The organism is Paractinoplanes aksuensis, assembly GCF_024137025.1.
Classification (GTDB): domain Bacteria; phylum Actinomycetota; class Actinomycetes; order Mycobacteriales; family Micromonosporaceae; genus Actinoplanes; species Actinoplanes aksuensis.
In genome coordinates this window covers 146321-172707 of sequence record NZ_JAMYJR010000030.1, presented here as the reverse complement: position 1 = coordinate 172707, position 26387 = coordinate 146321, and the positions used below count along the sequence as shown (strand labels likewise).

Below are 26387 nucleotides of genomic sequence, written 5' to 3'. Positions count from 1 at the left end.
CACGGGTTGCCGTTCGTTGCCTTCGCGCGGGGCCCCGTCCGGGCGGCCGATCGGTCCGGCATGTCAGCCGAGCCGATGCAGGACACGCGCCCCGCCGAGTTCGTCACCCGCGACCCGTGGTGGCGTGACGCCGTCGTCTACCAGGTGTATCTGCGCTCGTTCGCCGACGGCAACGGCGACGGGGTGGGCGACTTCCCCGGCCTGCGCTCGCGGCTGCCCTACCTGGCCGAACTGGGTGTGGACGCGGTCTGGGTGACCCCGCACTACGTGTCGGGCGGAGCCGACGGCGGCTACGACGTGATCGACTTCCGGGCGGTCGACCCCGCGTACGGCACGGTCGACGACGTGCGGGGCCTGGTCGAGGACGCCCACGCGCTCGGCCTGCGGGTGCTGCTCGACATCGTGCCCAACCACACCAGCGACCAGCACCCGTGGTTCCAGGCTGCCCTCGCCGACCCCAACAGCCCCGAAGCCGCCTGCTACCACTTCCTGCCCGCGAGCGAGGAGCCGCCGAACAACTGGCAGAGCATGTTCGGCGGGCCGGCCTGGTCCCGGACCCCGGACGGGCGCTGGTACCTGCACCTGTTCACCCCGCAGCAGCCCGACCTGAACTGGGACAACCCGGACGTGGCGGACGACTTCGACCGTACGCTGAAATTCTGGTTCGATCTTGGGGTGGACGGCTTCCGCGTGGACGTGGCCTACGGGCTGTTCAAGGACCCGTCGTACCGGGACAATCCGGGCATCTACTCCCCCACCCTGTTCGGGCACGGCCCCGAGCAGGCCATGACCACCAACCAGCCGCAGGTCCACGAGATCTGGCGCCGCTGGCGGGCCCTGTGCGACTCGTACGACGAGCCCAAGATGCTGGTCGGCGAGGTGTCGCTGGCCGACCTGGACGAGGTCGGGCTGTACGCGCGCCCCGACGAGCTGCACCACGCCTTCCAGTTCCGCCTGCTCAAGAGCGACTGGGACGCGTCGTCGTTCGCCGACACCATCGCCGAGGCGCTGACCGCGTTCGAGACGGTCGGCGCCCCCGCCCCGTGGGTGCTGGGCAACCACGACAAGGCCCGCCAGGTCACCCGCTACGGCAGCGAGCGCCGCGCTCGCGCCGCCGCCCTGCTCATGCTGGCCCTGCCGGGATCGGCCTACCTGTACGCCGGGGAGGAGCTGGGCCTGCCCGAGGCCGATGTCCCCGACGCGGACCGTCGCGACCCGATCTTCTTCCGCTCCCAGGGCCGCCGCCCCGGCCGCGACGGCTGCCGCATCCCCATGCCGTGGGAGGCGGACGACCCGAACGCCGGCTTCTCGGCCGCCACGCCGTGGCTCCCCCAGCCCGCCGGCTGGCCTTCGTACGCCGTCGACCGCCAGGAATCCGACCCGAACTCGACCTTCACCCTCTACCAGCAGGCCCTCATGCTGCGGAAACTGCACCCGGCCCTCGGCTCGGGCCGCGCCACCGTGACCCTCGACGGTGACGTCATCCGGGTCGACCTGGTCGCCCGCAACGGCGACCCGTCCCCGATCACGTGCTGGATCAACATGGGCGGCACCGAGGTCACCGTCCCGGCCACCACTGTGCTGCTGGCGTCGGCCCCGGATGTGGCCGGCCCGTCGAACGGTCGCCTCACCCTGGCCGGGGACACCGCCGTCTGGACCATTTACTGAAGGGCACTCTTTCGTGCCCGCAGTGGCCGGGCTACGGTGGGTCACCGCTGCGAACGTGCTGATTGGCGGAGGCCCGATGCGCTCTGATGGACCCTGGCGGGTGTTCATCTCACACACCTCAGAGCTCCGAGAGTTCCCCCGAGGACGATCGTATGTGTCCGAGGTGGAACGGGCGATCATCGCCGCCGGCCACGTTCCGGTCGATATGCTCGACTTTCCGGCCGCGGATCGGCGCCCTGCCCATCTGTGTGAGGGACAGGTCCGGGGATCTGATGTGTACGTCGGGTTGTTGGGCACCCGGTACGGCTCTCCGGTGCGGGACAAGCCGGTGGTGTCGTACACGGAATTGGAGTTCGACACCGCCACCGAGGCCGGCCTGAACCGGCTGGTGTTCGTCCTCGATCCGGACGCCGAGAATGTGCGCATTCCGCCCGCGCACTTGATGGACCGGGATTTCGGCGAGCGGCAGGACGCGTTCCGCCGTCGAGTTCGCGACAGCGGGCTGACCACCCAGTCTTTCGCCGAGCCGGCCAAGCTGGGGCAGTTGGTGGAACGCTCGCTGCGCGACCTGGCTGACACCCGCCGCCGCATCGAGAGTGGGATGCAGCGGGAGCAGGTACCGGCGGAGCCGCAGCCGGTGCGGGCGTCGAAGTTCATCAACCCGCCGCCGGCGACCGCGCCGACCTGGTTCCAGGGCCGGCAGGTCGAGACCGGACTGCTGGCCAAATATGTGAGCGACCCGGGGATCCGGGCAGTGACCGTGGTGGGTCGCGGTGGGATCGGCAAAACCGCGATGGTCTGCCGCCTCCTCCGAGCACTGGAGTCGACCCGGATCCCGGACAGGGACGGCGAACTCGGTCAGATTTCTGTCGGCGGCATCGTGTATCTGAGCCACAACGGAGTTCACCCGATCGAGTATCCGAGCTTGATCGAGGACTTGCTGCAGTTGCTGCCGGCCGAGGCCGCGCAACCCGTTCGGCGGCAGTATCAGGACCCGCACCACAGTCCCCGCAACGTAATGCTCGCCCTGCTGGAGGCATTTCCCTCGGGCAAGCCGGTGGTCGTCCTGCTGGACAACCTCGAGTCGGTGATGGATGGCGAGAAGGAGACCTTCAAGGAGCCAGCCCTACGGGAGACGTTGACCGCGGTGCTCACGGCGCCGGAGCACGCGGTCACGGTGATCGCCACAACTCGGGTGACGCCCGGCGAACTGCTGAAACTGGAGCCGGCCAGACAACGGCAGCTGCGGTTGGATGCGGGCCTGGGCGTACGAGACGCCCAGATCGTCCTGAAGGCACTGGACGACGACGGGCGACTGGGGCTGCGTGATGCTCCGGATGAGGTGCTCGACGGGCTGCACGGGCTTACGCGTGGTTTCCCGCGCGCCCTGGAAGCCGTGAAGGCCATTCTGGACGGCGACGACACTGTTACGGCGCAAGATTTGCTCGACCGCACTCGGCAGCTGCCGGAGGACCGCGTGATGCAGGTGCTGGTCGGGGAAGCGTACGAACGACTGGACCTGTCGGCCCAACAGGTGATGCAGGCCCTTGCCGTCTATCCAGGACCCGTATCCGCAGTGGCCATCGACTTTCTGCTGAGCCCGGTCAACCCGATAATCGACGCCGCGCCGATCCTCAAACGGTTGGTGCGGCGGCGCCTCGTGGGGTTCCAGAACGGGCAGTACTATCTACACCCGCTGGATCGTGACTACGCACGTAGTCAACTCCCGGCTGGTGGCCCCGGCGACTCCGCGGCCGAGTTCACGCTGGCCGGACTACAGGCTCGCGCTGCCGACTACTATGCGCAAGTCCGCAGCCCGCGCGCATCCTGGCGTGGCCTGGACGACGTACGACCCCAGCTGGCCGAGTTCGAGCTACGCTGCGACACCGGCGACTACGACACCGCAGCCAACGTCCTGGCCGATCTCGACTTCGACTATCTACAGGTCTGGGGACATTACCGCCTGCTGGTCGCCCTGCACGCCCGTATCCACGGGCGCATCTCGAACCCCGTGGACGACGAAATCCACCTTGGCAATCTCGGGCTGAGCCACGGCGCTCTGGGTGACCTCCGGCGGGCCATCGACCTGCACAACCAGGCCCTGGCCATCGCCCGCCAGATCGGCGACCGCCACGGCGAAGGCGCCAACCTGGGCAACCTCGGACTCTGCCACAACGACTTGGGTGACTACCAACGAGCCATCGACCTGCACACCCAAGCCCTGGCCCTTGACCGCGAGATCGGCTTCCGACAGGCCGAAGGCAACGACCTGGGCAATCTCGGCCTCAGTCACCGCCACTTGGGCGACTACCAACGAGCCATCGACCTGCATACCCAAGCCTTGGCCGTCGACCATGACATCAGCGACCGCAGAGGCGAAGGTGCCGACCTGAGCAGTCTCGGACTCTGCTACCACGACCTGGGTGACTACCAACAAGCCCTCGGCCTTCACGCTCAAGCCCTAGCCATCAACCGCGACCTCGGCCGCCGCGAGGGTCAGAGCATCAGCCTGACCAACCTCGCGAGCTGCCACGTCGCTCTGGGTAGCTATCGTGTAGCCATAGACCTCGACACCGAGGCCCTAGCCATCGCCCGCGACATCGGCGACCGCTACATCGAGGCGTGCTCACTGAACTGTTTGGGTCGAGTCCGGCTCGCCTCGGGTGACCTGCAGGGTACGGCGACGCTGCTGAAACAGGCGATCACGATTGCCGAGGAAACCGGCCACGTTGAGCCTTCGGCTGAAGGCCGGTCGTGGTTAGCTCAAGCTCGACTGCTTTTGGGCGAAGCGGCTGAGGCGCTGGCCGTGACCGTCTCAGCCCGAGATCTGCCTTACCCTGCGGTGAAGCCGACGCTGCGGCTGCTGGAGGGCATGGCCCTGTTCGAACTGGACCGGGGCGACGAAGCCTTGGCGGCATTCACCGGCGCTGTCGCGGCCGCCGACGGCTTGTTGGCATTAGCTGATCGCAACGTTTCCGCGCTGCAGGCTCGGGCTCTAGCGCTGAGTGGACTCGCGGCCGCCACCAGCGACGCCGCTCGCGCCGGCGAGGCGGCGGACGCCTTCGCCCGAGCCGATGCCGTGACAACTGCCGCCGGTGTGGTGGCCGAAACCAATCAGCTGCTGGTTCGTATCGTCGCGCTGGACCGCGCCGGAATTCTGGCCGGCGTCCGCACCGCCCGCGGGCTCTAGCGGCCGACGCACCCTAGAGTGGTTGCAACTCGCAACCACTACGGAAGAGGACAGCCGTGGGCCGCTGCTCGTACTGGATGAATGTGTCGCTCGATCTGCGGATCGAGCAGGCGCCGGGCGAGAACGGCGGGGGTGAGTGGATGCGCATCGGCGACGAGTTGCACCGGGAGTTCAACGAGCGGGTGCGGGCGTTGTCGGCGCTGGTCCAGGGCTGGGTGGTGTACGAGATCATGGAGCAGTTCTGGCCGCAGGCGCGCACGGACGAGTCGCTGCCCGACTTCATGCGGGAGTACGGCGAACTCTGGACCACAGCCCCCAAGGTGCTCGTCTCGCGCACCCGGCACACCGCCGACCACAACACCCGGATCATCGGCGGCGACGACGCGATCGGGCAGCTCGCCACCTTGCGAGCCGAGACCGACGGCACGATTGGTGTGGGCGGGGCGACGGTGGCCACCCAGCTGCTGCGGGCCGGGCTCCTGGACGAGCTGCTGCTCTTCGTGCACCCGGTGGTCCTCGGCTCGGGCCGCCCGTTGTTCGACGACCACGACGGGCGGGTCGAACTCGACCTGCTCGAACAGCAATCGTTCCCCCAGGGCGTCACGATGCAGCGATACGCGGTGGTGAGCTGATGCTGAGACCGGTCGCGGATGGTGTGCGGATCCACCAGAGCGAGTTCCTGCAGACCAACACCACCGTCGTCGACGGTCGCGAAGGCGTGCTGCTTATCGACGCCGGGCTGCTCGCCGCCGAGCTGACCTGCCTCGCCGACGACCTGGCCCGGCCCGTGGTGGCGGGCTTCTCGACGCATCCGGACTGGGACCACCTGCTCTGGCACCCCCGGCTCGGCACGCCGCCCCGCTACGGCACGGCCCGCTGCGCCGAGGAGGCCCGGAAGCAGGACCGGGCCGAGATCCACGACCACCTCGAACCGACCGGCATCGCCGACGACGTGCCGCTCGACCTGCTCGGTGAGATCACCGGCCTGCCCGCCGGCGCCGAGCGGGTCCCGTGGGACGGCCCCGAGGCGCGGATCATCGAGCACCGGGCCCACGCCCCGGGCCATGCCGCGCTGGTGGTCGACGGGGTGCTGCTGGCCGGCGACATGCTGTCCGACGTCCTGATCCCGATGCTCGACCTGGACGCCGCCGACCCGGTCGAGGACTACCTGGCCGCCCTGCGGCTGCTGGAAGGCGTGCGCGCCGACGCCGTCGTCCCGGGTCACGGGTCGATCGGCACGGCTGACGACCTGAAGGCCCGGATCGAGCGGGACCGGGCGTACGTGCTGGCCCTGGCGGCGGGCGACGAGCCCTCGGACCCGCGGATCGGCCCGGCCGCCCCCGCCGGCTGGGAGTGGGTCACCGACGTCCACGCCGGACAGGCCCAGCGGCTCGCCGCCCGACCGTAGGCCGCCGGGTCAGCGCGGGCCGAGCAGGCGGGCGGTGGCGTCGACGGCGACGTCGGTGATCGTGGTGACGTCTCGGCCCTCCTCGACGGTGATGGCGATCAGTTCGCGCAGGCCGCCGAGCAGGATGACGGCGGTCTGGTCCTGGGCCGGGCGCAGGCCGGCCGCGGCCAGCTGCGGGGTGTCGGTCAAGCGGCGGATCATGGCGACGAAGCTGCTCATGGTCTCGCGCTGGAACTGGCGGGCCCGGCCCGGGCCCAGCGCGGGCACGTCGCGGATCCAGCTCAGGGTGATCGGCGGGTCGGCCTGGACGGCGGCGATCCAGCCCTCGATGGCCTGGCGCGTCTGGGTGTCCCAAGGGGCGGCCGGGTCGACGGCGGCCGCGATGCGGGCGATCGTGCGCTGGTTGGTCTCGTGCAGCAGGGCGACCAGGCATTCCTGGCGGTCGGCGAACTGCGCGTAGAACGTACGCCGAGACGTGCGCGCGGCCCGGACGATGTCGGCCACCGTCGTGTCGGGGTAGCCGCGCTCGCGGATGCAGGCGGCCAGCCCGTCGATCAGGCGGCGGCGGTACCCGGTGTCGGCGGGCACGTCGAGGGTCGTCACGTGGCACACGCTACCTCTTGCCCGATCCTGGTACGCGAGCGTACCGTCGGACTGGTACGTCGGCGTACCAGGGGGAGGTCGCGATGGCTGTACTACTGCCCGACGGTCCTACAAGTCCGCGCTTGATCCAGTCACTGGGGTTCGCGATCTCGCGCAAGCGCACCATGGAACGGCTGCGTGACCGCTACGGGTCGGCCTTCACCGTGCAGTCGCTCAACCTGGGCCGCATGGTGATGCTGGCCGACCCGGGCGAGGTGCGCGAGATGTTCCAGGCCAGCCCCGAGGACGCGGACACACCCGACGCCAACCTGGGTTCGGTGCTCGGGCCAGGCTCCTTCTTCGCCATCAAGGGCGACGAGCACCGCCGGCAACGCAAACTGCTGACCCCGCCTTTCCACGGGCGCAGGCTCCGGGCGTACGAAAGCCTGATCGAACGCGAGACGCAGCGTGAGACCGCCGCCTGGCCGCAGGGCACGCCGTTCCCGGTCATGCCGTCGACCATGCGCATCACGCTCAACGTGATCCTCGGCGCCGTCTTCGGGGCCGAGGGGGCCGAACTCGACGAGCTGCGCGCCCTGCTGCCGCCGATGGTCAAGCTCGGCTCGATCCTGGCCGTACTGCCGGTCGTACGGCGCGATCTGGGCGGCTACGGGCCCGGCGCGCGCTTCGGCCGCTACCGGCGGCAGTACGACGCGATCGTCAACCGGCTGATCGACCGGGCCCGGGCCGACCCCGCGCTCGACCAACGCAACGACGTGCTGGCCATGCTGGTGCAGTCCCGCTACGACGACGGCTCGCCGATGAGCCGCAGCGAGATCGCCGACCAGCTGCTGACCCTGCTCGCGGCCGGGCACGAGACGACCGCGACCACGCTGGCCTGGGCCGTCGAGCGGCTGCGGCGGCACCCGGCCGTGCTCGCCCGGCTCGGCGACGACGAGGTGCGCGAGGCCACCCTGATCGAGGTGCAGCGGGTGCGCCCGGTCGTCGAGATCACCTCGCGCCAGGTCCGCCGCGACGAGCTGACGCTGGGCCGGTGGACGCTGCCGCGCGGCATGGTGGTCACCGCGGCCATCGCCCTGCTGCACGACGATCCGGCGCTCTTCGGAGACCCGTACGTCTTCGACCCGGACCGCTTCGTCGGTGCCCGGGCCGACACCGCGGCCTGGATCCCGTTCGGCGGCGGCGTGCGGCGCTGCATCGGCGCCGCGTTCGCCACGCTCGAGATGAACGTCGTCCTGCGCACCATCCAGCGCGACTTCATCCTCGAACCGACCACCGACCCGGCCGAACGCCCGCACAGCCGCGGCATCGCCGTCGCCCCCGCCAAGGGCGGCCGGGCCGTGGTGCACCGCCGCTAGGACGGCGGCCGTACCGCGCCGAGGCCGACCAGTTGGTCGCCGACCTGGTAGATCAGGCGGTTGCTGCCGTGCAGGTGGAACGCGGTGGCCCCGCCGAAGTTGCGCCGCATGCCGCGCGAGAAGTCGTAGAAGACCACGCCCGGACCGGATGCGAGCAGCCAGCCCGACCCGGCCTTCAGACCCCACGGGCGGCCGTCGTCCGGGGCTGGGACACCGATCGACTCCGGGAACTCCCGCCAGATCCGGTAGCCGCCCGTCGGCGACCAGGCCAGATCGGCGGTGACCAGCTGCTCGCCGGGGTTGAGATGCTTCACGCGAAACGTTCCGTGGTACTCGTCGAGCACGGTCACCCGGCCCGGCTCGGGCAGATTGAGGCCGTCCAGCGTGGGGTCGAAGTCGCACGAACGCAGATTTTGCCGCCACACCTGCGTCCCCGACTCGAATCCGCGCAGCGTGATGCGGCAGTCGGGCCCGCTGGGCGGAGTGATCACGGCGAGGCGGTAGAGGCTCGGCTTCAACACGGGCATGGGGCCGGGCGGCGTATTGATGGTCCACAGGGTCCGGCCGTCGAGCGGCGACCGCGCCACGATCGTCTTGCGGCCCACCGCGATCAGGCCCTCGGTCAACGTCACCCGTTCCGTGGTGCTTACTTTCCACACCTGCCGGCCCGATTCGAGCAGCAGCGCGGTCAGGTCGCATCCGCGCTCGTCGCACCGGGTGTGGACGACGATCGCCTCGGGGCCGCTGCCCGCGACCGTGATCCGGCCGCCGGGTGACCTCCGCTCCCACGCCGGGTCGCCCGACCAGCGCGACATCACCCGCACCGACCCGTCCCGGCCGGGCAGGACGAGGTGACCCTCCAGCACCATCGGGCGGTTCGCGCTGGTCGCCGCGTAGTTGCCGGGCAGGGTCTTCATCCAGCGCACCAGACCGGTCTCGAAGTCGACGGAAGCCAGCTTGTTGCCTTCGGCGACGACACCGCTCTCGCGGTCGGTGAAGACCCACTGCCGCCGCCCCTCGGCCGGGGCGGGCACCGGCGAGGCGACCCGGTACATCTCGACCAGCGGCTCGTTGGCCAGCGTGGGCTCGTAGGCCTCGGGCGGGACCCAGCAGCCGGCCACCGTGAGGACGGCCAGCAGCGGAACCAGCAGGCGGCGCATGGGCCCACCATGTCAGCCCCGGGCAAGACCAGGGTGGCCTCAGGGCATCACCTGATGTCTTCTCGGTGCGGCCACTGTCGAGGATGGACGGCATGATCCGTCGCCGCAGCATCATCGCTTCCGTGACCGCCATCGGGGCCGGGCTGGCGCTGGCCGCCACCCCGCCCGCCGCGGGCGCCGACCGGCCCCAGCCGCGGATCGTCTGGACGAAGTGCGCGGACGACGTGCCCAAGGTGCCCGTCGACGACATCGTGCAGTGCGGCAAGCTGCGATTACCGGTCGACTGGGACCAGCCCGGCGGCCCGACGTTCGAGCTGGCTGTCGCGCGGCGCCCGGCCAAGTCGGAGTCGCGGGTGGGGACGCTGGTGTTCGGGCCGGGCGGGCCCGGCGACTCCGGGGTCGAGCGCATCCGCCGCGGCGACCGGTTCAGCCCCGAGATCCTCGCCAAGTTCGACACGGTCAGCTTCGACCCGCGTGGCGTCGCCCGCAGCGCCGGCCCGAAATGCTCGCTCGACCTGGCCCCGCCCGGACTGCTGGCCGGCCAGGCCGACTTCGACCGGACCGTGACCGGCAACCGCGCGGCGTGGGCCGCCTGCCGTCCGACCAGCGGGGTGTGGGACCACGCCGACACGCTCAACGCCGTCCGCGACCTGGACGCGCTGCGCGCCGCCCTCGGGGAACGACAACTGACGTTTCACGGCAGCTCCTACGGCACCCTGCTCGGTCAGCAGTACGCGGCGCGCTACCCCCATCGCGTACGGGCCATGGTGCTCGAAAGCGTCTTCGACCACAGCCTCGGCGTGCGCGCGTTCGTCCGCACCCAGGCCCTCGCCGCGCAGGACGGGTTCGACGAGTTCGTGGCGTGGTGCTCCCCCACCCGCACGGAATGCGCGCTGAGCGGCCAGGACGTGCGGGCAACCTGGCGCGAGGTGCTGAACCGGGCCGACCGCGGCGAGTACCCGGGCGTCACCGCCTTCGACATCTCCATGCTGCCCATCGCCCGGCTCGCCGCCCCCGACCGCGCCGGCCTGTCGCGCGACATCGCCACCCTGGACGCCGGGCAGGCCCCACAGATCAAGCTGCCGCCCCTGGTCTCGTCCGTCTTCTGCGCCGACTGGCCCGCGGAGGTCCGCGACTTCCCCGCGTACGCCGGGTTGGTGCGCACGGCCCGGGCCGTGGCCCCCGACGTCCGGTACGGCGGCGGTCTGCTGGCCGTGCGGGCCTGCCTCGGCTGGCCGTCGCCGGTGGCCAACCCACCCGGCCGCCTGCACGTGACCACCGACCGCCCGCTGCTGCTGCTCAACGCCCGCCACGACGTGCGCACGGGTTACGTGTGGGCAGCCAACGTGGCCCGCCAGCTCGGCCGCTCCGGCCGCCTGGTCACCTACGAGGGCTCGGGCCACGGCGCGTACGGCAACACGCCGTGCACCACCGCGGCCGTCGACCGCTACCTGATCGACCTGGCCGTGCCCCCGCCCGGCGCGTCCTGCCCTATGGCCTGACCAGCCCGGTGCGGTAGGCGACGACGACGAGCTGGGCGCGGTCACTCGAGCGCCTCGGCGGCGACGTCGGCGTGCAGGGTCACCACCGACATCGTGTGCGAGCACGTCGTGCAGGTCGCGGGCCAGGGCCAGCCGCTCGTGCTGCACCTGGCGCTCAGCCTCGCGTGCGGCCCGTCCGGCCACCTCGGACCGCCACAGCCGCCGCGAGCGGACCACCTCACCCAGCAGGATCGCCGACGCCATCACGGCCACCGTCGTGGGCAGCTCGTAGCCGTACAGGTAACCGGGGTCCTCGCCGCCGAGCGTGCGGGCCAGGGAAGAGATCGTCACCAACGCCGCGCCCGATCCGACGGCCCACCACAGCCGGCCCGCCTCGGTGGCCGAGTGGAGCGCGGCGCCGACCGGCAGAGCCAGCCCGATCGGCGGCAGCCCGAGCGCGTAGTAGCCGAGCAGCCCGGCCCCGGGCACCACCAGCACGGCCACCGGCCAGCGGCGGCGCACCAGCATCAGACCGCCGAACCCCACATTCAACGCTCAGGAACCGGCGGGGACGGTCGATGGGGCGGGCATGGGGACGCGCGCGGTCATCACGGCCCTGCGCGCCGGCGCGGTTGCCCTGACGCTGGTGTTCGCCGCCGCGCACCTGCCGGTCGTGGCCGGGCCGGCGCCGTGGGCGGCCGGGGTGGCGCTGAACGCTGTCTACCTGTGTGTGGCGCTGCTCGTCGTGGGGCGGGCCGTGTTCGTGCGGGCCCACCGGACGGTCTGGGGGCTGATCGCGGCCGGGGTCTGCTGCTACGCCACCGGCACGGCGTACACGTGGGTGGTGCAGCTGCAAGGGGGCAAGCTGCCGTTCCCGTCGCTGGCCGACCTGGCCTGGCTGTCGTTCTATCCCTTCGCGTACTGTGCGATTCTCGGACTTTTCGGCGGTCTTCGCCTGCCGCGGCGGCTGGTGCTGGACGGTGCCATCGCCGGGCTCGGTGGGTCGGCGCTGTTCTCAGTGCTGGTGGTCGACGTCCTGCTGGGCGGGGCGCAGGGGCACGGCTGGGCGCAACTGGTCGCGCTGGCCTATCCGCTCGGTGATTCCCTGCTGCTGGGGACGCTGCTGTGCGGGATGACGGCCGGCGTCCGCAACCCGTTCCTCACCGCCGGCGTCGCGACCTTCGTCCTGGCCGACACCGGCTACGTCGTGCTCTCGGCCCAGGGGCTGTACGCGTCGGGCGGGCTGATCAACGTGCTCTACCTGACCGGGCTGACGCTGCTCGGCTTCGCGGCCTGGCACCGCACGGCGGGCGCGGCCGTCCGGCCGGTGACGTCCCGGCTGGCCGGTCCGATCTGGTTCGCCGTGGGGGCGCTGGTGCTGCTGATGGTGGCCACCCGCGTACGGCTGTCGGCCGTCACCGTGGTGCTGGCCGGGCTCACCCTCGTGCTCGTGGTGAGCCGCGTCTTCCTGGCCCTGCGCGAGCTCGAGTCGGTGGGCCGGGAGCGGCACGACGAGGCGCGGCGCGACCCGCTGACCGGGCTGGCCAACCGCCGGGCCGTGCTCGAACACGTCGACGGGCTGATAACCGGGCCGCAGCGCGCGCCCATCGCCATGCTGCTGCTCGACCTGGACCGGTTCAAGGAGGTCAACGACTCGTACGGGCACCCGGCCGGCGACCAGCTGCTGCGCGAGGTCACCAACCGGCTGCAGCTGATCACCCGCAGCTCGGACGTGCTGGGCCGGCTCGGCGGCGACGAGTTCGTGCTGGTCATGTCCGGGGTGAGCCTGACCCCGGCCGAGGCCAACCGGCTGGCCGCGCGGATCCGGGACGAGCTGCGGCGCCCGTTCCGGGTCGACGGCGTGCAGATCACCATCGACGTCAGCATCGGCATCGCGCTGGACGAGGCCGGTGACGCCAACGCGCTGTTCCAGCACGCCGACATCGCCATGTACAAGGCCAAGCGGGCCGGGGGCGGGCACGTCGCGTACCGCCGCGACGACGATCAGGAGTCGCGCCGGCGCCTGGAGCTGACGGCCGCCCTGCGCCGCGACGCCGGCACCGATGCCATGGTGTTGCACTACCAGCCCAAGCTCGACCTGAACTCCGGCGTGGTGCGGGGGTTCGAGGCCCTCGTACGCTGGGAGCACCCCAGCCTCGGGCGGTTGTTCCCCGACGTGTTCCTGCCCATGGCCGAGCAGAACGGCCTGATGCCGGCTCTGACCCACAACGTGCTGTCGCAGGCGATCCGGCAGTGCGCGCAGTGGCACGCCGACGGCCATCCGGTGTCGGTCGCGGTCAACGCCTCGGCCACCGACCTGCGGTTCGAGCAGTTCCCGCAGCACATCGCCGAACTGCTCGACCTGCACGGGCTGCCCGCACGGGCGCTGACCGTCGAGATCACCGAGACCATGATGCTGACCGACTGCCCGGCCACCGAACGGGTGCTCGACCGCCTGACCGCGATGGGCGTCGACGTGTCGATCGACGACTACGGCACCCACCACTCGACGCTGTCGTACCTGCGCCGCCTGCACACGGCCCGCGAGCTCAAACTGGACCGCTCGTTCATCGCCGACCTGCTCACCGAGGCCCGCTCGGCCACCATCGTGCGCTCGACCATCGACCTGTGCCACGCCCTGAACATCATCGTCGTGGCCGAGGGCGTGGAGGACGCGAACACCCTCGACAAGCTGCGCGAATGGGGCTGCGACCTGGCCCAGGGCTACCACATCGGCCGCCCCGGACCGGCCGACGAGGTGACCCGCTGGCTCGGCGCGATTCCTTTCGGGGACGCCGGCGTCACCGTCTTCGGCGACCCCGGGCTGGTCGAACGCTTTCAGACGCCGGCCGACTGACGGTTGGACTGCCGACCGGCCCGCAGCAGCAGGGCCTCGGGAGCGTCGACGGGCGGGTAGATGAACTTTGTGTTGATGACCTGCTTCTCGGCCTTGGCCCGCTCGCCCGCGTGGCTGACCGTGCGGTCCCAGCCGACCGTCGCGACCGCGCCGGCCGGGCCGAGATCGAGATGATTGCTGTACGGGTCGGGGGCGAACGACATCGCCGGGCCGCCGGCCAGGTCGGTCACCGCGTTCCAGCCGGCGCACTTGCCCATCGGCTGGGCGTGCTGGCAGCTCTGCATCGACAACTGCCCGCCCCCGGTGTCGGCCGCGGCCATGTCCCCGGCGGCGTAGACGTCGGGCACCCCGGGCACGCGCATGAACTCGTCGACCAGCAGGCGGCCGAGGCGGTCGCGGGCGCCGGGAATCTGGGCCGTGAGCGGATTGGCGACCGTGCCCACCGTCCACACGACCGTGCGGGTGGGGATGGCCTCGCCAGTGCTCAGGCGGACCTCGTACGGGGAAACCGTCTCGACCGTGACACCGAGCCGGCGCTCGATGCCGAGCTCGTCGAGCGCCTGCTCGATGGGCCCGCGCGGGCCCTCGCCCAAGGCCGCGCCGACCACCTCGGACCGGTCGACCAGCACGACCGGAAAGCGCGGGGCCAGCTCGGTCGCGAGCTCCAGACCGGTGAATCCGGCCCCCACGACGACGACCTTCTCGCCCGCGGGCAGCTCGCGCAGATGGTCGTCGAGCGCGGTCGCCGCGGCCAGCGTGTCCACGTCGAACAGGTGCTCGGCGCCCTCGAGCTCCGGACGGACGACCTGGCTGCCGGCGGCCAGAACCAATTTGTCGTACGGCAGTGTCGGTCCGCCTTCGGTCTCGACCTCGCGCCGCTGCCAGTCGATGTGGCGCACCGTGGCGGCCACCCGCTCCACGCCCACCGGCCCCAGGATCCGGTCGAGCGGCACCCGCATACGGGCCGGATCACGCTCGTAGAGCCGGGGCCGGATCACCAGGTCGTCACCCACGCTGACCAGCGTCACCCGCACCTGCTCGCCCAGCGCCCGGGCCGCGCGCACCGCCGAGGCCGCACTCCACACACCGGCGAAACCACCGCCGATCACTACCACGTTCTTCGTCCTCATAACTCGGACACTAGGTATCCGGGTTCAGGAGCGTCAACGTGGGCCGCCTCACGCGCTTTCGACCGGGGCGCGCCAAGCCATCGACGTAATACGATGCGTCGATGTCAGGGCTACGAATGCGCGGGCTTGTTGTCGCCGTCGTGGCGGGGGTCGGGGCCACACTGACCGTCGCCGTCGCACCGGCCGAAGCCGCCGGGACACCACACATCCGGGCCGGTCAGACTGTGCCGGTCTACTCCTACGAGAACGCCGTGCGGGAAAGCGTCTGGGTGCACACCACTCTGGACAACGACCTCGACGGCGTGCCCGACCGGGTCGCGGTCGACATCGTGCGACCGCGTGAGGCGGCCGACCGGCGGATCAAGGTGCCGGTCATCCTCGAGGCGTCGCCGTACTACTCGTGCTGCGGGCGCGGCAACGAGAGCGAGCTCAAGCAGTACGACGCGAACGGCACGATCACCAAGCAGCCGCTGTACTACGACAACTACTTCGTGCCGCGTGGGTACGCGTTCGTCGCGGCCGACCTGGCCGGCACCAACCGGTCGACCGGGTGCATGGACGTCGGCGGGCGTGAGGAGGTGCTCAGCGCCAAGGCCGTGGTGGACTGGCTGAACGGCCGGGGCCGGGCCACGTACGCCGATGGGACCCCGGCCGTGGCGACGCGCTGGACCAACGGCAGGACCGGCATGATCGGCAAGTCGTGGGACGGGTCGGTGGCCAACGGGGTGGCCGCGACCGGCGTCGAGGGCCTCGAGACGATCGTGCCGATCTCGGCCATCTCGAGCTGGTACGACTATCAGCGCTACAACGGAGTGTTGCGGTCCGAGGACTACCCCGAGTATCTGCACCGGGTGGTCAACGGGCGTCCGGCCGGGGTCTGCGACCCGGTCGTGAAGCAGCTCGACGAGGGCAGCGACGACGCGACCGGCAACTACAACGCCTACTGGGCCGCTCGCGATTATCGACCGAACGCCCACCGGGTGAAGGCCAGCGTGTTCATCGCGCACGGCATCAACGACACCAATGTGACGACCACGCAGTTCGCGCAATGGTGGAACCGGCTGAACGTGCCCAAGAAGCTGTGGCTGCCGCAGCAGGGCCACGTCGACCCGTTCGACATCCGCCGTGGCGAGTGGGTGGAGACGCTGCACAAGTGGTTCGACCGCTGGCTGCAAGGGCTGCGCAACGGCATCGAGCGCGAACCGCAGGTCACCATCGAGACGGCGCCGGGCACGTGGGTCGACGAGCGGACCTGGCCCGCCGCCGCGGCGCGAAAGACGAAGGTCGCGCTCGGTGACGGCAATGGGACGACGGGCACGCTGGGTGGTCGGTCCGGCAGCGGTTTCCGTACGTGGACCGACAACCCCGATCTCAGCGAGGCCGCTGCCGTCGGGACTCCCGGCGCCGCCGTACCGGGCCGGGTGGCCTTCCTGTCCGGGCCGCTGACTCAGGGCGTACGCATCTCGGGCACTCCGGCCGTGTCGTTGCGGGTGCAGGTCGACCGGCCGACGACCGAGCTGACGGCCCGGCTCGTCGACTACGGCACCGCGACGCGGGTCAACTACCAGGCCCGCGGCGAGGGCATCACCACGCTGACCACCGAGTCGTGCTGGGGCGCGTCGACCGCCGCCGACGACGCCTGCTACCGCGACACGGCCGAGAACGTGGTGACCAGCGACCACGCCATCGTCACCCGCGGCTGGCAGGACGCCGCCCACCGCGTCTCACTCCGGTTCGTCACGCCGCTGCATCCCGGCCGCTGGTACGACGTGACCGTGCCGCTGCAGGCCACCGACCAGCGGATCGCCGCCGGTCACGTGCTCGGCCTGATCGTGCAGGCCAGCGACAACGAGTACTCGACCCCGCAGTCGACCGGCGCCACCATCCGGCTCGACCTGCGGCACAGCTCGCTGACGCTGCCGCTCGTGGGCAAGCTGCCGACGCCCGGGGCCACCGCGCCGGCCGTGACGACGGCGCCCTCGGCCAACCGGTCGGCGCCCCAGCGGTTCCAGCCGCTGCTGCCCTGACGAGTCCGCCCGTCACGGTGGTCGCCGGCCACCGTGACGGGGTTGCCTCCACCCCACTCCGGTCGCGAAGATCAAGGGGATGAGCAAGGCAACCACTCCGGCCGTCGCGGTCGTGTTGTCGTTCGCGGCCGGGGCGACCGACGCCTTCGCGTTCCTGCAGCTCGGCGGCATCTTCACGGCCAACATGACCGGGAACCTGATCCTGGTCGGGCTCTACCAGCGGCCGAACTACCTGACGACGTTGATCGGCGCGAGCGTGGCCGTGGTCGCCTTCGCGCTGGTCACCTATCTGGGCTTCCGGGTTCGCAACGCCCGCGTTCTGCTCGTGGTGGCCACGGTGGTCCAGGCCCTGGTGCTCGCCGGGTACGCCGTCGCGGACCGGCCGCTCGGGCGGTTGTGGCTGTGCGTGTTCATCGCGCTGTCGGCGGTGGCGATGGCCTGCCAGACCGTGATCGGGCGCACCATCGAGGCCCGATCCGGGGTGACGACCACCTTCGTGACGGGCACTCTGACCAGCCTCATGCAGAGCTTGGCCAACGGCCGAACCGAATTTCGTACGGTACGCATCCTGTCGATCTTGGCCCTGGTGGCCGGTGCTCTGGTCGGCGCGCTCGCCATCACGGGCGACCCGCTGCTCGGCGCGGCGCTGCCGTTGGTGCCGTCAGTGGTGGCGCTCGCACTGCTTCCGGGGGTCAGCGTTCCGAGCGCCTGACCGAAGCGAACCGCGCAGCCGCCCACCACCGGCTCGCCGGTCTCGCCGGTCTCGCCGGTCTCGCCGGGCTGCTGGCCTGCCAGTCTTGCCGGGCCGGCAGTCTTGCTGGGCCACCAGTCATGCTGGGCTGACCGTCTTGGCGGCGTCCCAATCCCGTACGGCCGGGCAGTTGTACTTCCGCGCCGCCAACTACCTGGCCCAGGCGCCACGCTGACCGTCTTGCCGCGCTGACCGTCTTGCCGGACTGCCGGACTGCCGGACTGCCGGACTGCCGGACTGCCGGACTGCCGGAGTATGCCCACCGGCCGCCGGGCTTGTCGATCATCGTCGGGGACGGCCCGGCCCGGGTTTCGCACGGCCCGAGCCGACGATGAGCAGCACGACGCCGATCAGGGCGGCCGCAACACCCGGAACGAAGCGAGCCAGGCCGGCGCCGCCGGCTACGACCAGAACGGGGAACCAGGCGAGGCCGGCGAGCAGGAGACCCAGGCCGGCCACCATGAGGCGGTTCTCTTTCTCCTCGACCACGGGCTCGCCGGTCCGGGCGGCCTCGGCGCCCCGGGAGACGGGACGGGAGAACGCGCGAAAACCACCCGACGGTTCCGGATCGTCGGTCAGCTCAACCTTGCGGCGGCCGGTCGTGTCCGGGTGCTCGTCGACCGCGCGCGAACGGAACACCCCGGAGTCCTCGAGACCAGATCTCGGCACCGGGAACACGCCTGAGTCGGCCGGGCCGGCCGCAGCACCCGACCGAAACACGCCCGAATCCTCGAGGCCGGCGGGCGCGGCCCGGCGTCGGCCGCTCGTGGCGTCCGATCGGAAGATGCCCGAATCCTCGACGCTGCCCGGCCCTGCTGCGGCGGCAGACCGGAAGACACCAGAGTCCTCCAAGCCTGCCGAATCAGCCCGGCGGCGACCGCCCGCCGCCCCCGGCCGGAAGACACCAGAATCCTCCGACGCGGCCCGGCGCTGACCGGCCGCATCGCCTGATCGGTGGACGGCTGAGTCCTCCAAGCCCGCTGACTCGGCGCGGCGGCGACGGCCTGCCGCGTCCGATCGGAAAACGCCTGAATCCTCCGAGCCGACCGGCCGTGCTGCGGAGCCGGGGCGGAAGACACCAGAGTCCTCCGAGCCTGGCGGCTCGGCCCGGCGCTGACCGTCCACCGCGCCCGACCGGAAGACGCCCGAGTCCTCCACGCTGCCAGTGGGTGCGCGGAACACGCCGGAGTCGGCCAAGCTGCTGGGCCCGGAGCCGAAGACGCCGGAATCGGCCAGGCCAGTGGGTCCGGAGCCGAAGACACCGGAATCGGCCGGCGGACCTGAATCGGCGCGACGGCGGCCGTGTTCCGAGCCGTCGGGCTCGGCCCGGCGATGCCCGCCGCCGGATTCCGTACTGAAAACGCCGGAATTCTGCAGATCGTCCGGCGATTCGGCCCGGCGGCGCCGACCGACGCCGGTCTCCTCGGACCGGCCGTGCCGTGCTTCGGCGAACGGCCATCCCCCGTCGGGCCGGGTGTGCCGGCCGCTGCTGTCCACCGACGGCTCGATCTGGGGCAGCGGCGCGCTGTGGCGGCCGGCCCAACCGTCCACCGGCCGGCTGGCCGCCTCACGACCGGCCCAATCGTCCGTTGACCGGCTGGTCGCGGCCCGGCCGGCCCAGGCGGCGCAGCCCTCGGCGATCACGAGTTCCGGGGATGGCACGGCCGGGATGACGGCGTAGGGCCCAGCCGCCGAGGTGACGAGCTGCCGGAGCACCGGAACGCGACTGGTGCCACCGATCAGCAGCACGGTGACCTGCTCGACCACGTTCGTCAGCGCGTCCGCGACCGCCCGCACCACCGGCTCGAACACCCGGGTCGCCACCGCTTCGAACTGCACCCGCGGCACCGTCACGCCGATCTCGGCCAGCGGCACGAACAACGCCGCGCTCGGCTGCCGCGACAACGCCTCCTTGGTCGCCACGATCTCGAGCATCAGCTTGCTGCTCGCGTTCTCGTCGTCGGGCGTCTCGGCCCGGTCGAGCCGCTCCCAGGCCGGCAACCCACCGGATGCCGCCACCCAAGACCGCACCAACTCGGTCAGTCCCGCATCGAGTGCGTCCCCCGCCGCGTCCGGCAGGCTCTGCGCGGCGGTGACGTCGAGCCCACCCGGCGTACGGCGTAAGAGCGTCACGTCCGCCGTGACCGCACCCACGTCGACCACGAGAACCCAGGGCGTGTCCCCCACCAAGGAGGCCGCCGCGACCGGCTCGTCCACGATCTCGACGCGACCCAGCCCCGCCGCCGCAGCCGCCCCTACCAGCGCCTCACGCTCCGCGGCGTCCCACCCGAGCGGACAACTCACCACCGTCTCGACCGCGCCGACCCCACGCAACTCACTCGCGACGACACCGAAGGCGGGAAGCAGCCCATCCACCCCGAGCGCCGCCGAGGGAACCAACGGCGACCCGTTGACCATCAACGGCCGAGGCTCCCGCCCCGGCTCGTCCAGGATGGCGACGGTGTTGACGCTGCCGACACTGATGCCCAGCCGCGTGACGCCCGAGGTCGCCCATCCCTCCCCACTCATAGGGGAGCAGTGTCGACTGCCAGCCGCCTGAGCGCCTCCCCCAATCAGGTGCGCTCGGCCGACAGCCCGCCATCAAAGCGGAGAAATCACGCTCATTGCGACGGAGATCACGCCCGATCCCCAGCGACCCGGATCACTGCACTCGGCCACCGCCCGCCCTGCGGCCCGTGCGCTCGAGCTTCAACCGCCACCCGCCGACGACCGCCAGCGTCGAGCCGGCCACGACGGCGACCACACCCAGAACGATGCTTGCGGCGGCCCTCCCGCCGATGAGCGCCGCACCCAACCACAAGAGCCCCAGAACCCCGACGATCAACCCCGTCGCGAGCCACAGGAAACCGGCCCGGCGCCGAGCACGCCTCCCGGCGTGACCCCCGTCGAACTTCCGGTGCGGGTCCCCTGGGTCGCGGTGCCCCGGTCCCCCGACCCCCGCCGGCCTCACCGAGGCCCGGGCCGACCCGGAACCCGGTCCGACCGACGCCCGCCCCGCCGAGGCGCGGCCCACTGTGGCCCGGCCAGTTCCCTCGCCCACCGACGCCCGGCCCGCATTTTCAGCCCTCGCCACCCGGTCCGCGCGGCCGACCACCGACGCTCTGCCCGCGCTTCCCACCGCCGGAGCTCGATCCGCGGCCCGCTCCGGCGGCACACCGCCGCGCGCCGTCCCACCGAATCGCCTCCCAGAGGCCCTGGGCACGTCTCCGGTCGCACCACCGGCGGTGGGCTCGCCATATCTTTGGCGCTCAGCGGGCCTCTCCGGAGCGCCGAAGGTGGGCGACACCCCGCCGTACCCCTGCTGGAAACGGTCGGTAGGAGGAGTTTCGCGCCCAGCCCGGCGGCCCGGATCAGTGCCGTCAGCGCCGTAGGCGGGCGACACACCGCCGTACGCTTGTTTGAAACCGTCGTAACCAGGCGTTTCGGATGCAGCCCGGCGGACTCGGCGCTGCGGCTCGAACGGTGGTGGAACACTCCGCGCCTGGCGTGGATCCGTGTCGTCCGCGGCGTGCCGCGCCGGACCGGTTTGCCCCCTCGGTGCCCTGTGCCGACCGGTTCCCGCCGAATCGAAGTCGACGACCTCGGACGACTGAGCCGGCCGCGCAAAAAGTTCCGGGCCCCGATCAGGCTCAGCAGGTCGCCACGCCGGCGGTTCAGGCGACATATCAAGCGCAGCAGGCGGCCAAGCCGGTAGTTCCCAAGATTGATCACTCTTGAACAGCGGAGGTGGCGGAGGAACCGATAGTTGTCGCACAGCGTTCAGGTCCCCGGCCGTCCGCCAGCCGGCGGCTGACGAGCCGCCTGCGTTCATGGGTATCGGTGCCTGGTCGGCGGTCGGCGATGCGGCCGGTACCAGGACGGGGACCTTGGCGAAGTGCAGGGCTTGGAGCTGGGCCGGCGGCAGGTCGAGGTGCGGCGCCCGGGGCAGCGGATCCTCCCAGTACACCGGGCGCACGAACGAGGGCCGTCGCAGGGCGAGGGCCCGTTCCCATTCGCGGCGGCAGTTCGGTGAGGTCATCGAGTTGCTCGACCAGAAGAGCTGAAACACGTCGGCCTCGGCGATCAGCTCCAGCAGCCGCTGGTCCCAGTCCTCGCCGGCGCGCAGGGTCAGGATGTCCTGGAGGTACGTGTCGCCCAACGCTTGCGCAGCCACCACGAACTGGCGGACGACGTCCCGGTCGCGGCTGGAGTAGGACGGGAAGATCCGGCGGTATCGCTTCATCGGCTCGGGCGACAGCGGCGCGGCTCCGGTCGGCGCACCGCCCACCGGCAGCGCGACCGACACTTCGCCCAGCACGAGCGGCCCGCACCAGACCCGCACGGAACCACGAACCACCTGCCCGGCACCGAGCAACGGCCGAACCCGGAACGCGACCTCATGGACCGCCTCCTGCCAGCGCAGTTCGGCGCTCGGCGGGTTGCACTCGGCCCCGTCCAGCTCCGGAACCACTCGCAGCGCCGCACCGCGGGTCAACGGCCGGGCCGCGTCGACCGAGTGGGATCGGGCCCCGCTGCCCCCGAAGTGCTGCCGGGCCCGCCGTTCGACCTCGGCGAGCGGATCCGGCGAACCCGCGACCGGGTCGGACTTGTGGGCGTAGAGCAGCAGCGACTCCCACTCGCCGGGCGTCAGGCGACGGGGCCGGTACACGGTGAACCGGACGTCGTCGTCCAGCAGGGCCCGTCGCGGCCAGGTCGCGCACCCCCGCGCGACCACCAGTTCCGGCTCGGGCACCGGCGCCAGCCAGGCCCGGGACCCGCTCACCGAGGCGACGAGCTGGGCCAGCAACGGCATCCGGCTCGTGCCGCCGACCAGCAACACCGTCACCGGGCCGGTCGACCTGGCGAGCACCGCCGCGACGGCTCGTACGACCGGCTCGAGCACCCTGGCCGCCACCGCCTCGAACTGCGCTCCCGGAACGGTCACGGTCACGTCGGCCAGCGGCACGTGCAGCGCAGCGCTCGGTTGCCACGACAGCGCTTCCCGGGCCGCGACGATCTCCGCGGTCAGTTCTTGCCGGGCCCGCTCGTCGTGCGTCGTGGCCGGTTGGCGCAACCGCGACCAGGCTCCCAGCCCGCCGGCCACGGCAACCCAGGTGCGTACGAGTTCGGTCAGCCCCGCATCCAGCGCTTCCCCCGCCGCGCCGCGTACGGTCTCGGCCGCGACCGTCTCGAAGCCGGACGCCACCCGGCGCACCAGCGTCACGTCGGCCGTCACCGCACCCACGTCGACGACCAGCACCGAGCCGGTGGCCGACGTGTCCTCCAGCCAGGAGGCTGCCGCCAACGGCTCGGCGACGACCTCCACAGTGCCCAGCCCTGCGAGCGCGGCCGCCAGTGCGAGAGCGTCGCGCTCGGCCGCGTCCCAACTCAGCGGGCAGCTCACCACGGCGTCCACCGATACCGGACCGACAGTCCGGTGCACTTCGGCGGCCACGGCTCCGAAGACGGCGTCCAGCCGGCCGGGCCCGAACGACGTCGGGGGCAGCAACGGCCGCACACCGCGTCCCGGTTCCCATAGCGCAGCGGCCGTGTTGACACGGCCGACGCTGACACCGACCCGCGGCCCAACCGTCGCCGGCCACGCCTCCCCAGTCATAGGGGTGCAGTGTCGGCCGCCGACCCGCGCGGCGCGATCCCCCATCCAGGTGGGTTCAGCGGATGCCCGGCGCGGCCGGAGTTTCAGATCCTTACCGATCAGCGCGCTTGCGGGTAAGGGCCAGGCCGGCGCCGATGAGGCCGAGGACAAGCGCGACGTAACCGCCCACGACGCCGCTTCCGCTACCCGGTCCGCCGTCGGCCAGCGCGATCACCAACCCGCCGGTCAGCAGGCCGATGAGGCTCGCTGTCACCGCGGCCACGGCTCGGCGGCGGCTGCTGGACCGGGCGAGTACGACGCCGGCCAGTGCGATCAAGGCGCCGGCGGTGGCGAAGATTCGGCTTGTAGTGAAGGTGTAGGCGGCAGCGGCGACGATCTCGTGGTCATACATCCTTCGAGCGTGGTGGCCAGGCGGGTTGGGCGCGTCGTGCCGCTGTGGACATTCGGTGCCGCGTCGGGGGTACGCGCGGACTACCGCGTACGTGGTAGTCGTGCTGCTTCGTTGGTGGGAGTCGCCGGGGGCCGGACCCGGCTATGGTGCCCGCATGGGCAGGACGCGCATCGACGTCCGGGACGCGGTTGTCGCTGTTGCGGTGGCGGCGATCCTGGTGTTCGACGGGTGGCCCAGCGGCGTGCTCGGGTTCGTGCTGCTCGCCGCGGGTGGCTTGGCGCTGGGCGGGCGGACCCGTTACCCCCTCGCCGTGTTGGTGGTCACGGGGTTGTGCGCGGTGGGCTATCGGGCGGCCGGCTTCGAGGTCTTTGCTGTGGCATACCTGGTTGCTGTTTATTCGGCTGTGCGGGCCGGGCACCGGCTGGCCACGGTGGTGGTCAGCGTTGCGGTGCTGGCGGCGCTGCCGGGGGCCGCGCTGCTGTCCGGGTCGGATGGCGCCGGGGAGGCGGTTGACCAGGCCCGGGGCGTTCTTGAACTGGCCTGGCTGATCGCGGCGGGTGCGGCCGGCGAGGCCCTGCGGCAGGCCGAGCGCCGGGCCGACGAGGCCGAACGCACCCGGGAGCAGATCGCGTTGCGCCGCGCCGGTGAGGAGCGGCTGCACCTGGCCCGGGAACTGCACGACTCGCTCACGCATCAGATCTCCGTCATCAAGGTGCAGGCCGAGGCGGCGGTGCACCTGGCCCGGCGGCGCGGCGAGCCGGTGCCCGAGGCGCTGGTGGCCATCCGGGAGGCCGGGCGGGAGGCGTCGCGGGAGTTGCGGGCGACGCTGGAGGCGTTGCGCGACGACGACCGGGCGCCGCCGCACGGGTTGGAGCACGTTCCGGACCTCGTACGCCAAATTCGCTCGACCGGACTGGCGGCCACGCTCACGGTGGACGGGCGGCGGCCCGACCTGCCGGAGGCGGTGGACCGGACCGCGTACCGGATCGTGCAGGAGTCGCTGACCAACGTGACCCGGCACGCGGCGGCGGCCAGCGCGTCGGTCCGGATCGGTTATCAGGCGGGTGCTGTGTCCATTCAGGTCGACGACGACGGGCGGGCCACGCCGGATAACTCGCCGGTGCCGGGCATCGGGCTGCTGGGGATGCGGGAGCGGGTGACCGCGCTCGGCGGCCGGTTGCGGGCCGAGGCTCGCGCCGAGGGCGGGTTCACGGTGCAGGCCGTGCTGCCGGTGGACCGTACGCCATGATCCGGGTTCTGCTCGTCGACGATCAGCCGCTGATCCGCAGTGGTTTCCGCGCTCTGCTCGACGCCGAGCCGGGCATCGCGGTGGTGGCCGAGGCCGGCAACGGCGACGAGGGGCTGGCGCTGGCCCGGCAGCACCGGCCCGACATCGCGCTGGTCGACATCCGCATGCCGGTGACCGACGGCATCGAGACGACCCGGCGGATCGCCGCCGACGAGACCCTGGCCGATGTCCACGTGGTGATCTTGACCAACTACGGCCTGGACGAGTACGTGTTCCACGCGCTGCGGGCGGGCGCGGCCGGTTTCCTGGTCAAGGACATCGAACCCGAGGACTTCCTGCACGCCGTCCGCGTGGCGGCCCGGGGCGACGCGCTGCTGGCCCCCTCGATCACCCGGCGCCTGATCGACCGCTATGTCGCCGACCCGCCCCGCCGGACCGGCGCCGCCCTGCGCCACCTGACCAACCGCGAGCGGGAGGCCGTGGCCCTGGCCGCCCGCGGTCTGTCCAACGACGAGATCGCGGCCCGCATGGTGATCAGCCCGGTGACCGCGAAGACGCATCTGAACCGGGCCATGACCAAACTCCATGCCCGCGACCGTGCCCAGCTGGTGATCTTCGCCTACGAGTCCGGGCTGGTCACGCCGAACCGCTGAGCGCGCACCACGCACGTGAGCATGGGCAGGGTGAACGGGCCGGTGGCCGTTTCGGGACGGCTCGTGAGACAGGCGCGGATGCGGTCGAGGGTGGCCTCGCGTTCCGGCCCGGCCATGACCAGCAGGCCGGCCCGGGTGGCCAGGGTCGCGACCAGCGACTCGGCCGTGCGGTGCTGACCGTGCGCGAACTCGGCCCGCTCGCCGGGAAGGTGGGCGATCGCCGCGCGCCACGCGGCCGGGGTGTCGCGCGGGCCGACGACCGCGGGGCCGGCCACGTGGGCCAGGCCGGCCACCCAGTCGACGCTGTCGTCGAGCACGTTCCACAGGCCGGCCAGCACTCCCCCGGGCGCCAGCACCCGGGCGATCTCGGGGCCGGCCACCGTCATGTCGAACCAGTGCAGCGCGTTGCCCGCCACAACCGCGTCGACCGATGAGTCGGGCAGCGGAATCGCCTCGGCACTGCCGGCCAGCGCGCGCGTCCCGGGCCGGGCGCGGCGCAGTTCGGCCAGCATGGCCGGGTCGGGCTCGACCGCGGTGACGTCACCGGGCAGGGCAGCCGAGAGCTTCCCGGTGCCGGCGCCGAGGTCGAGCACGCGGGGGCCGGGTGCGGGTTCGAGGGCCCAGCGGATCGCGGCCCGCGCGTAGTCGGGGCGGTGTTCGGCGTACGCGGAGGCCGCCGCGCCGAACGCCGCAGCACACCGGAAACACCGCTGTCATCGGGGGCCGAAGTGAGGTGTTTCTAACGGCGGATTGTTCCGGAGGAAACGTCGGGGAAACGCGCGATTTCTTGACTGTGTCCCATCACCAGCCGCCTACCTGGGCGGACGGGCCGGTTAGGGGTTCG

19 protein-coding genes are annotated in these 26387 nt (G+C 71.7%); 12 read left to right on the top strand and 7 right to left on the bottom strand.

Features of this window, described 5'->3' with window-relative positions; genetic code table 11:
- The first annotated feature begins 60 nt into the window (after positions 1–60).
- The 4 genes from M1L60_RS27585 (at position 61) to M1L60_RS27570 (ending at position 6266) form a co-directional block, all read left to right on the top strand.
- Positions 61–1668, top strand: coding sequence for a glycoside hydrolase family 13 protein (locus tag M1L60_RS27585; RefSeq protein ID WP_253240438.1), 1608 nt, complete (start codon positions 61–63; stop codon positions 1666–1668).
- Positions 1601–4858 (top strand): tetratricopeptide repeat protein, encoded by a 3258-nt coding sequence (locus M1L60_RS27580; protein WP_308208546.1) that lies wholly within the window; start codon positions 1601–1603, stop codon positions 4856–4858. Before M1L60_RS27585 ends, M1L60_RS27580 begins: the two co-directional genes overlap by 68 nt.
- 77 nt (positions 4859–4935) lie before the next feature.
- Complete coding sequence (locus M1L60_RS27575) at positions 4936–5490, top strand: dihydrofolate reductase family protein (RefSeq protein ID WP_253240450.1); 555 nt, start codon at positions 4936–4938, stop codon at positions 5488–5490.
- Positions 5490–6266 carry an MBL fold metallo-hydrolase gene (locus M1L60_RS27570; RefSeq protein ID WP_253240436.1) on the top strand — a complete coding sequence of 259 codons (777 nt, stop codon included), beginning with the start codon at positions 5490–5492 and terminating at the stop codon, positions 6264–6266. The genes M1L60_RS27575 and M1L60_RS27570 overlap by 1 nt, the downstream gene beginning before the upstream one ends.
- Positions 6267–6275: 9 nt before the next feature.
- Here the strand turns inward: M1L60_RS27570 and M1L60_RS27565 are convergent, their stop codons facing one another.
- Positions 6276–6869, bottom strand: a complete 594-nt coding sequence (locus M1L60_RS27565) for a TetR/AcrR family transcriptional regulator (protein WP_253240435.1) — start codon at positions 6867–6869, stop codon at positions 6276–6278.
- A 122-nt stretch (positions 6870–6991) separates the two neighbouring features.
- On the opposite strand from M1L60_RS27565, the gene M1L60_RS27560 reads away from it, so the two are divergent.
- Complete coding sequence (locus M1L60_RS27560; protein ID WP_253240434.1) at positions 6992–8227, top strand: cytochrome P450; 1236 nt, start codon at positions 6992–6994, stop codon at positions 8225–8227.
- Here the strand turns inward: M1L60_RS27560 and M1L60_RS27555 are convergent.
- A complete protein-coding gene (locus M1L60_RS27555) occupies positions 8224–9387 on the bottom strand; it encodes an outer membrane protein assembly factor BamB family protein (protein WP_253240433.1) in 1164 nt (387 codons plus the stop codon). The genes M1L60_RS27560 and M1L60_RS27555 overlap by 4 nt on opposite strands.
- A 92-nt stretch (positions 9388–9479) precedes the next feature.
- On the opposite strand from M1L60_RS27555, the gene M1L60_RS27550 reads away from it, so the two are divergent.
- The 3 genes from M1L60_RS27550 (at position 9480) to M1L60_RS27540 (ending at position 13725) form a co-directional block, all read left to right on the top strand.
- A complete protein-coding gene (locus tag M1L60_RS27550) occupies positions 9480–10889 on the top strand; it encodes an alpha/beta hydrolase (RefSeq protein ID WP_253240432.1) in 1410 nt (469 codons plus the stop codon).
- Between the two features lie 304 nt (positions 10890–11193).
- Positions 11194–11331 carry a hypothetical protein gene (locus tag M1L60_RS27545; RefSeq protein WP_253240431.1) on the top strand — a complete coding sequence of 46 codons (138 nt, stop codon included), beginning with the start codon at positions 11194–11196 and terminating at the stop codon, positions 11329–11331.
- Between the two features lie 126 nt (positions 11332–11457).
- Positions 11458–13725 (top strand): putative bifunctional diguanylate cyclase/phosphodiesterase, encoded by a 2268-nt coding sequence (locus M1L60_RS27540; RefSeq protein WP_253240430.1) that lies wholly within the window; start codon positions 11458–11460, stop codon positions 13723–13725.
- Here the strand turns inward: M1L60_RS27540 and M1L60_RS27535 are convergent.
- Positions 13707–14855: an NAD(P)/FAD-dependent oxidoreductase gene (locus M1L60_RS27535; protein WP_253240429.1), complete on the bottom strand. Its 1149-nt coding sequence runs from the start codon at positions 14853–14855 to the stop codon at positions 13707–13709. The two genes, M1L60_RS27540 and M1L60_RS27535, sit on opposite strands and share 19 nt — an antisense overlap.
- A gap of 101 nt (positions 14856–14956) precedes the next feature.
- Between M1L60_RS27535 and M1L60_RS27530 the strand changes: the two genes are divergently transcribed.
- Together M1L60_RS27530 and M1L60_RS27525 are read left to right on the top strand one after the other, a co-directional pair.
- Complete coding sequence (locus M1L60_RS27530) at positions 14957–16882, top strand: Xaa-Pro dipeptidyl-peptidase (protein WP_253240428.1); 1926 nt, start codon at positions 14957–14959, stop codon at positions 16880–16882.
- Positions 16883–16961: 79 nt separating this feature from the next.
- Positions 16962–17594 (top strand): YoaK family protein, encoded by a 633-nt coding sequence (locus M1L60_RS27525; protein ID WP_253240427.1) that lies wholly within the window; start codon positions 16962–16964, stop codon positions 17592–17594.
- A gap of 321 nt (positions 17595–17915) precedes the next feature.
- Here M1L60_RS27525 and M1L60_RS27520 read toward each other — a convergent pair whose 3' ends face one another.
- The 3 genes from M1L60_RS27520 to M1L60_RS27510 form a co-directional block, all read right to left on the bottom strand.
- Entirely contained in the window at positions 17916–20162 is a 2247-nt protein-coding gene (locus tag M1L60_RS27520; RefSeq protein WP_253240426.1) for an Hsp70 family protein, read from the bottom strand.
- A 133-nt stretch (positions 20163–20295) separates the two neighbouring features.
- On the bottom strand, positions 20296–23151 hold the full coding sequence (locus tag M1L60_RS27515) for an Hsp70 family protein (protein WP_253240425.1): 2856 nt from the start codon (positions 23149–23151) through the stop codon (positions 20296–20298).
- A gap of 190 nt (positions 23152–23341) precedes the next feature.
- A complete protein-coding gene (locus M1L60_RS27510) occupies positions 23342–23641 on the bottom strand; it encodes a DUF6223 family protein (protein WP_253240424.1) in 300 nt (99 codons plus the stop codon).
- A 154-nt stretch (positions 23642–23795) separates the two neighbouring features.
- On the opposite strand from M1L60_RS27510, the gene M1L60_RS27505 reads away from it, so the two are divergent.
- Together M1L60_RS27505 and M1L60_RS27500 are read left to right on the top strand one after the other, a co-directional pair.
- Positions 23796–24890 (top strand): sensor histidine kinase, encoded by a 1095-nt coding sequence (locus tag M1L60_RS27505; protein ID WP_253240423.1) that lies wholly within the window; start codon positions 23796–23798, stop codon positions 24888–24890.
- Positions 24887–25543 carry a response regulator gene (locus M1L60_RS27500; RefSeq protein WP_253240422.1) on the top strand — a complete coding sequence of 219 codons (657 nt, stop codon included), beginning with the start codon at positions 24887–24889 and terminating at the stop codon, positions 25541–25543. Before M1L60_RS27505 ends, M1L60_RS27500 begins: the two co-directional genes overlap by 4 nt.
- On the opposite strand, the gene M1L60_RS27495 is transcribed toward M1L60_RS27500, so the two are convergent.
- Positions 25510–26136 carry a class I SAM-dependent methyltransferase gene (locus tag M1L60_RS27495; RefSeq protein ID WP_253240421.1) on the bottom strand — a complete coding sequence of 209 codons (627 nt, stop codon included), beginning with the start codon at positions 26134–26136 and terminating at the stop codon, positions 25510–25512. The two genes, M1L60_RS27500 and M1L60_RS27495, sit on opposite strands and share 34 nt — an antisense overlap.
- Positions 26137–26387: the final 251 nt, after the last annotated feature.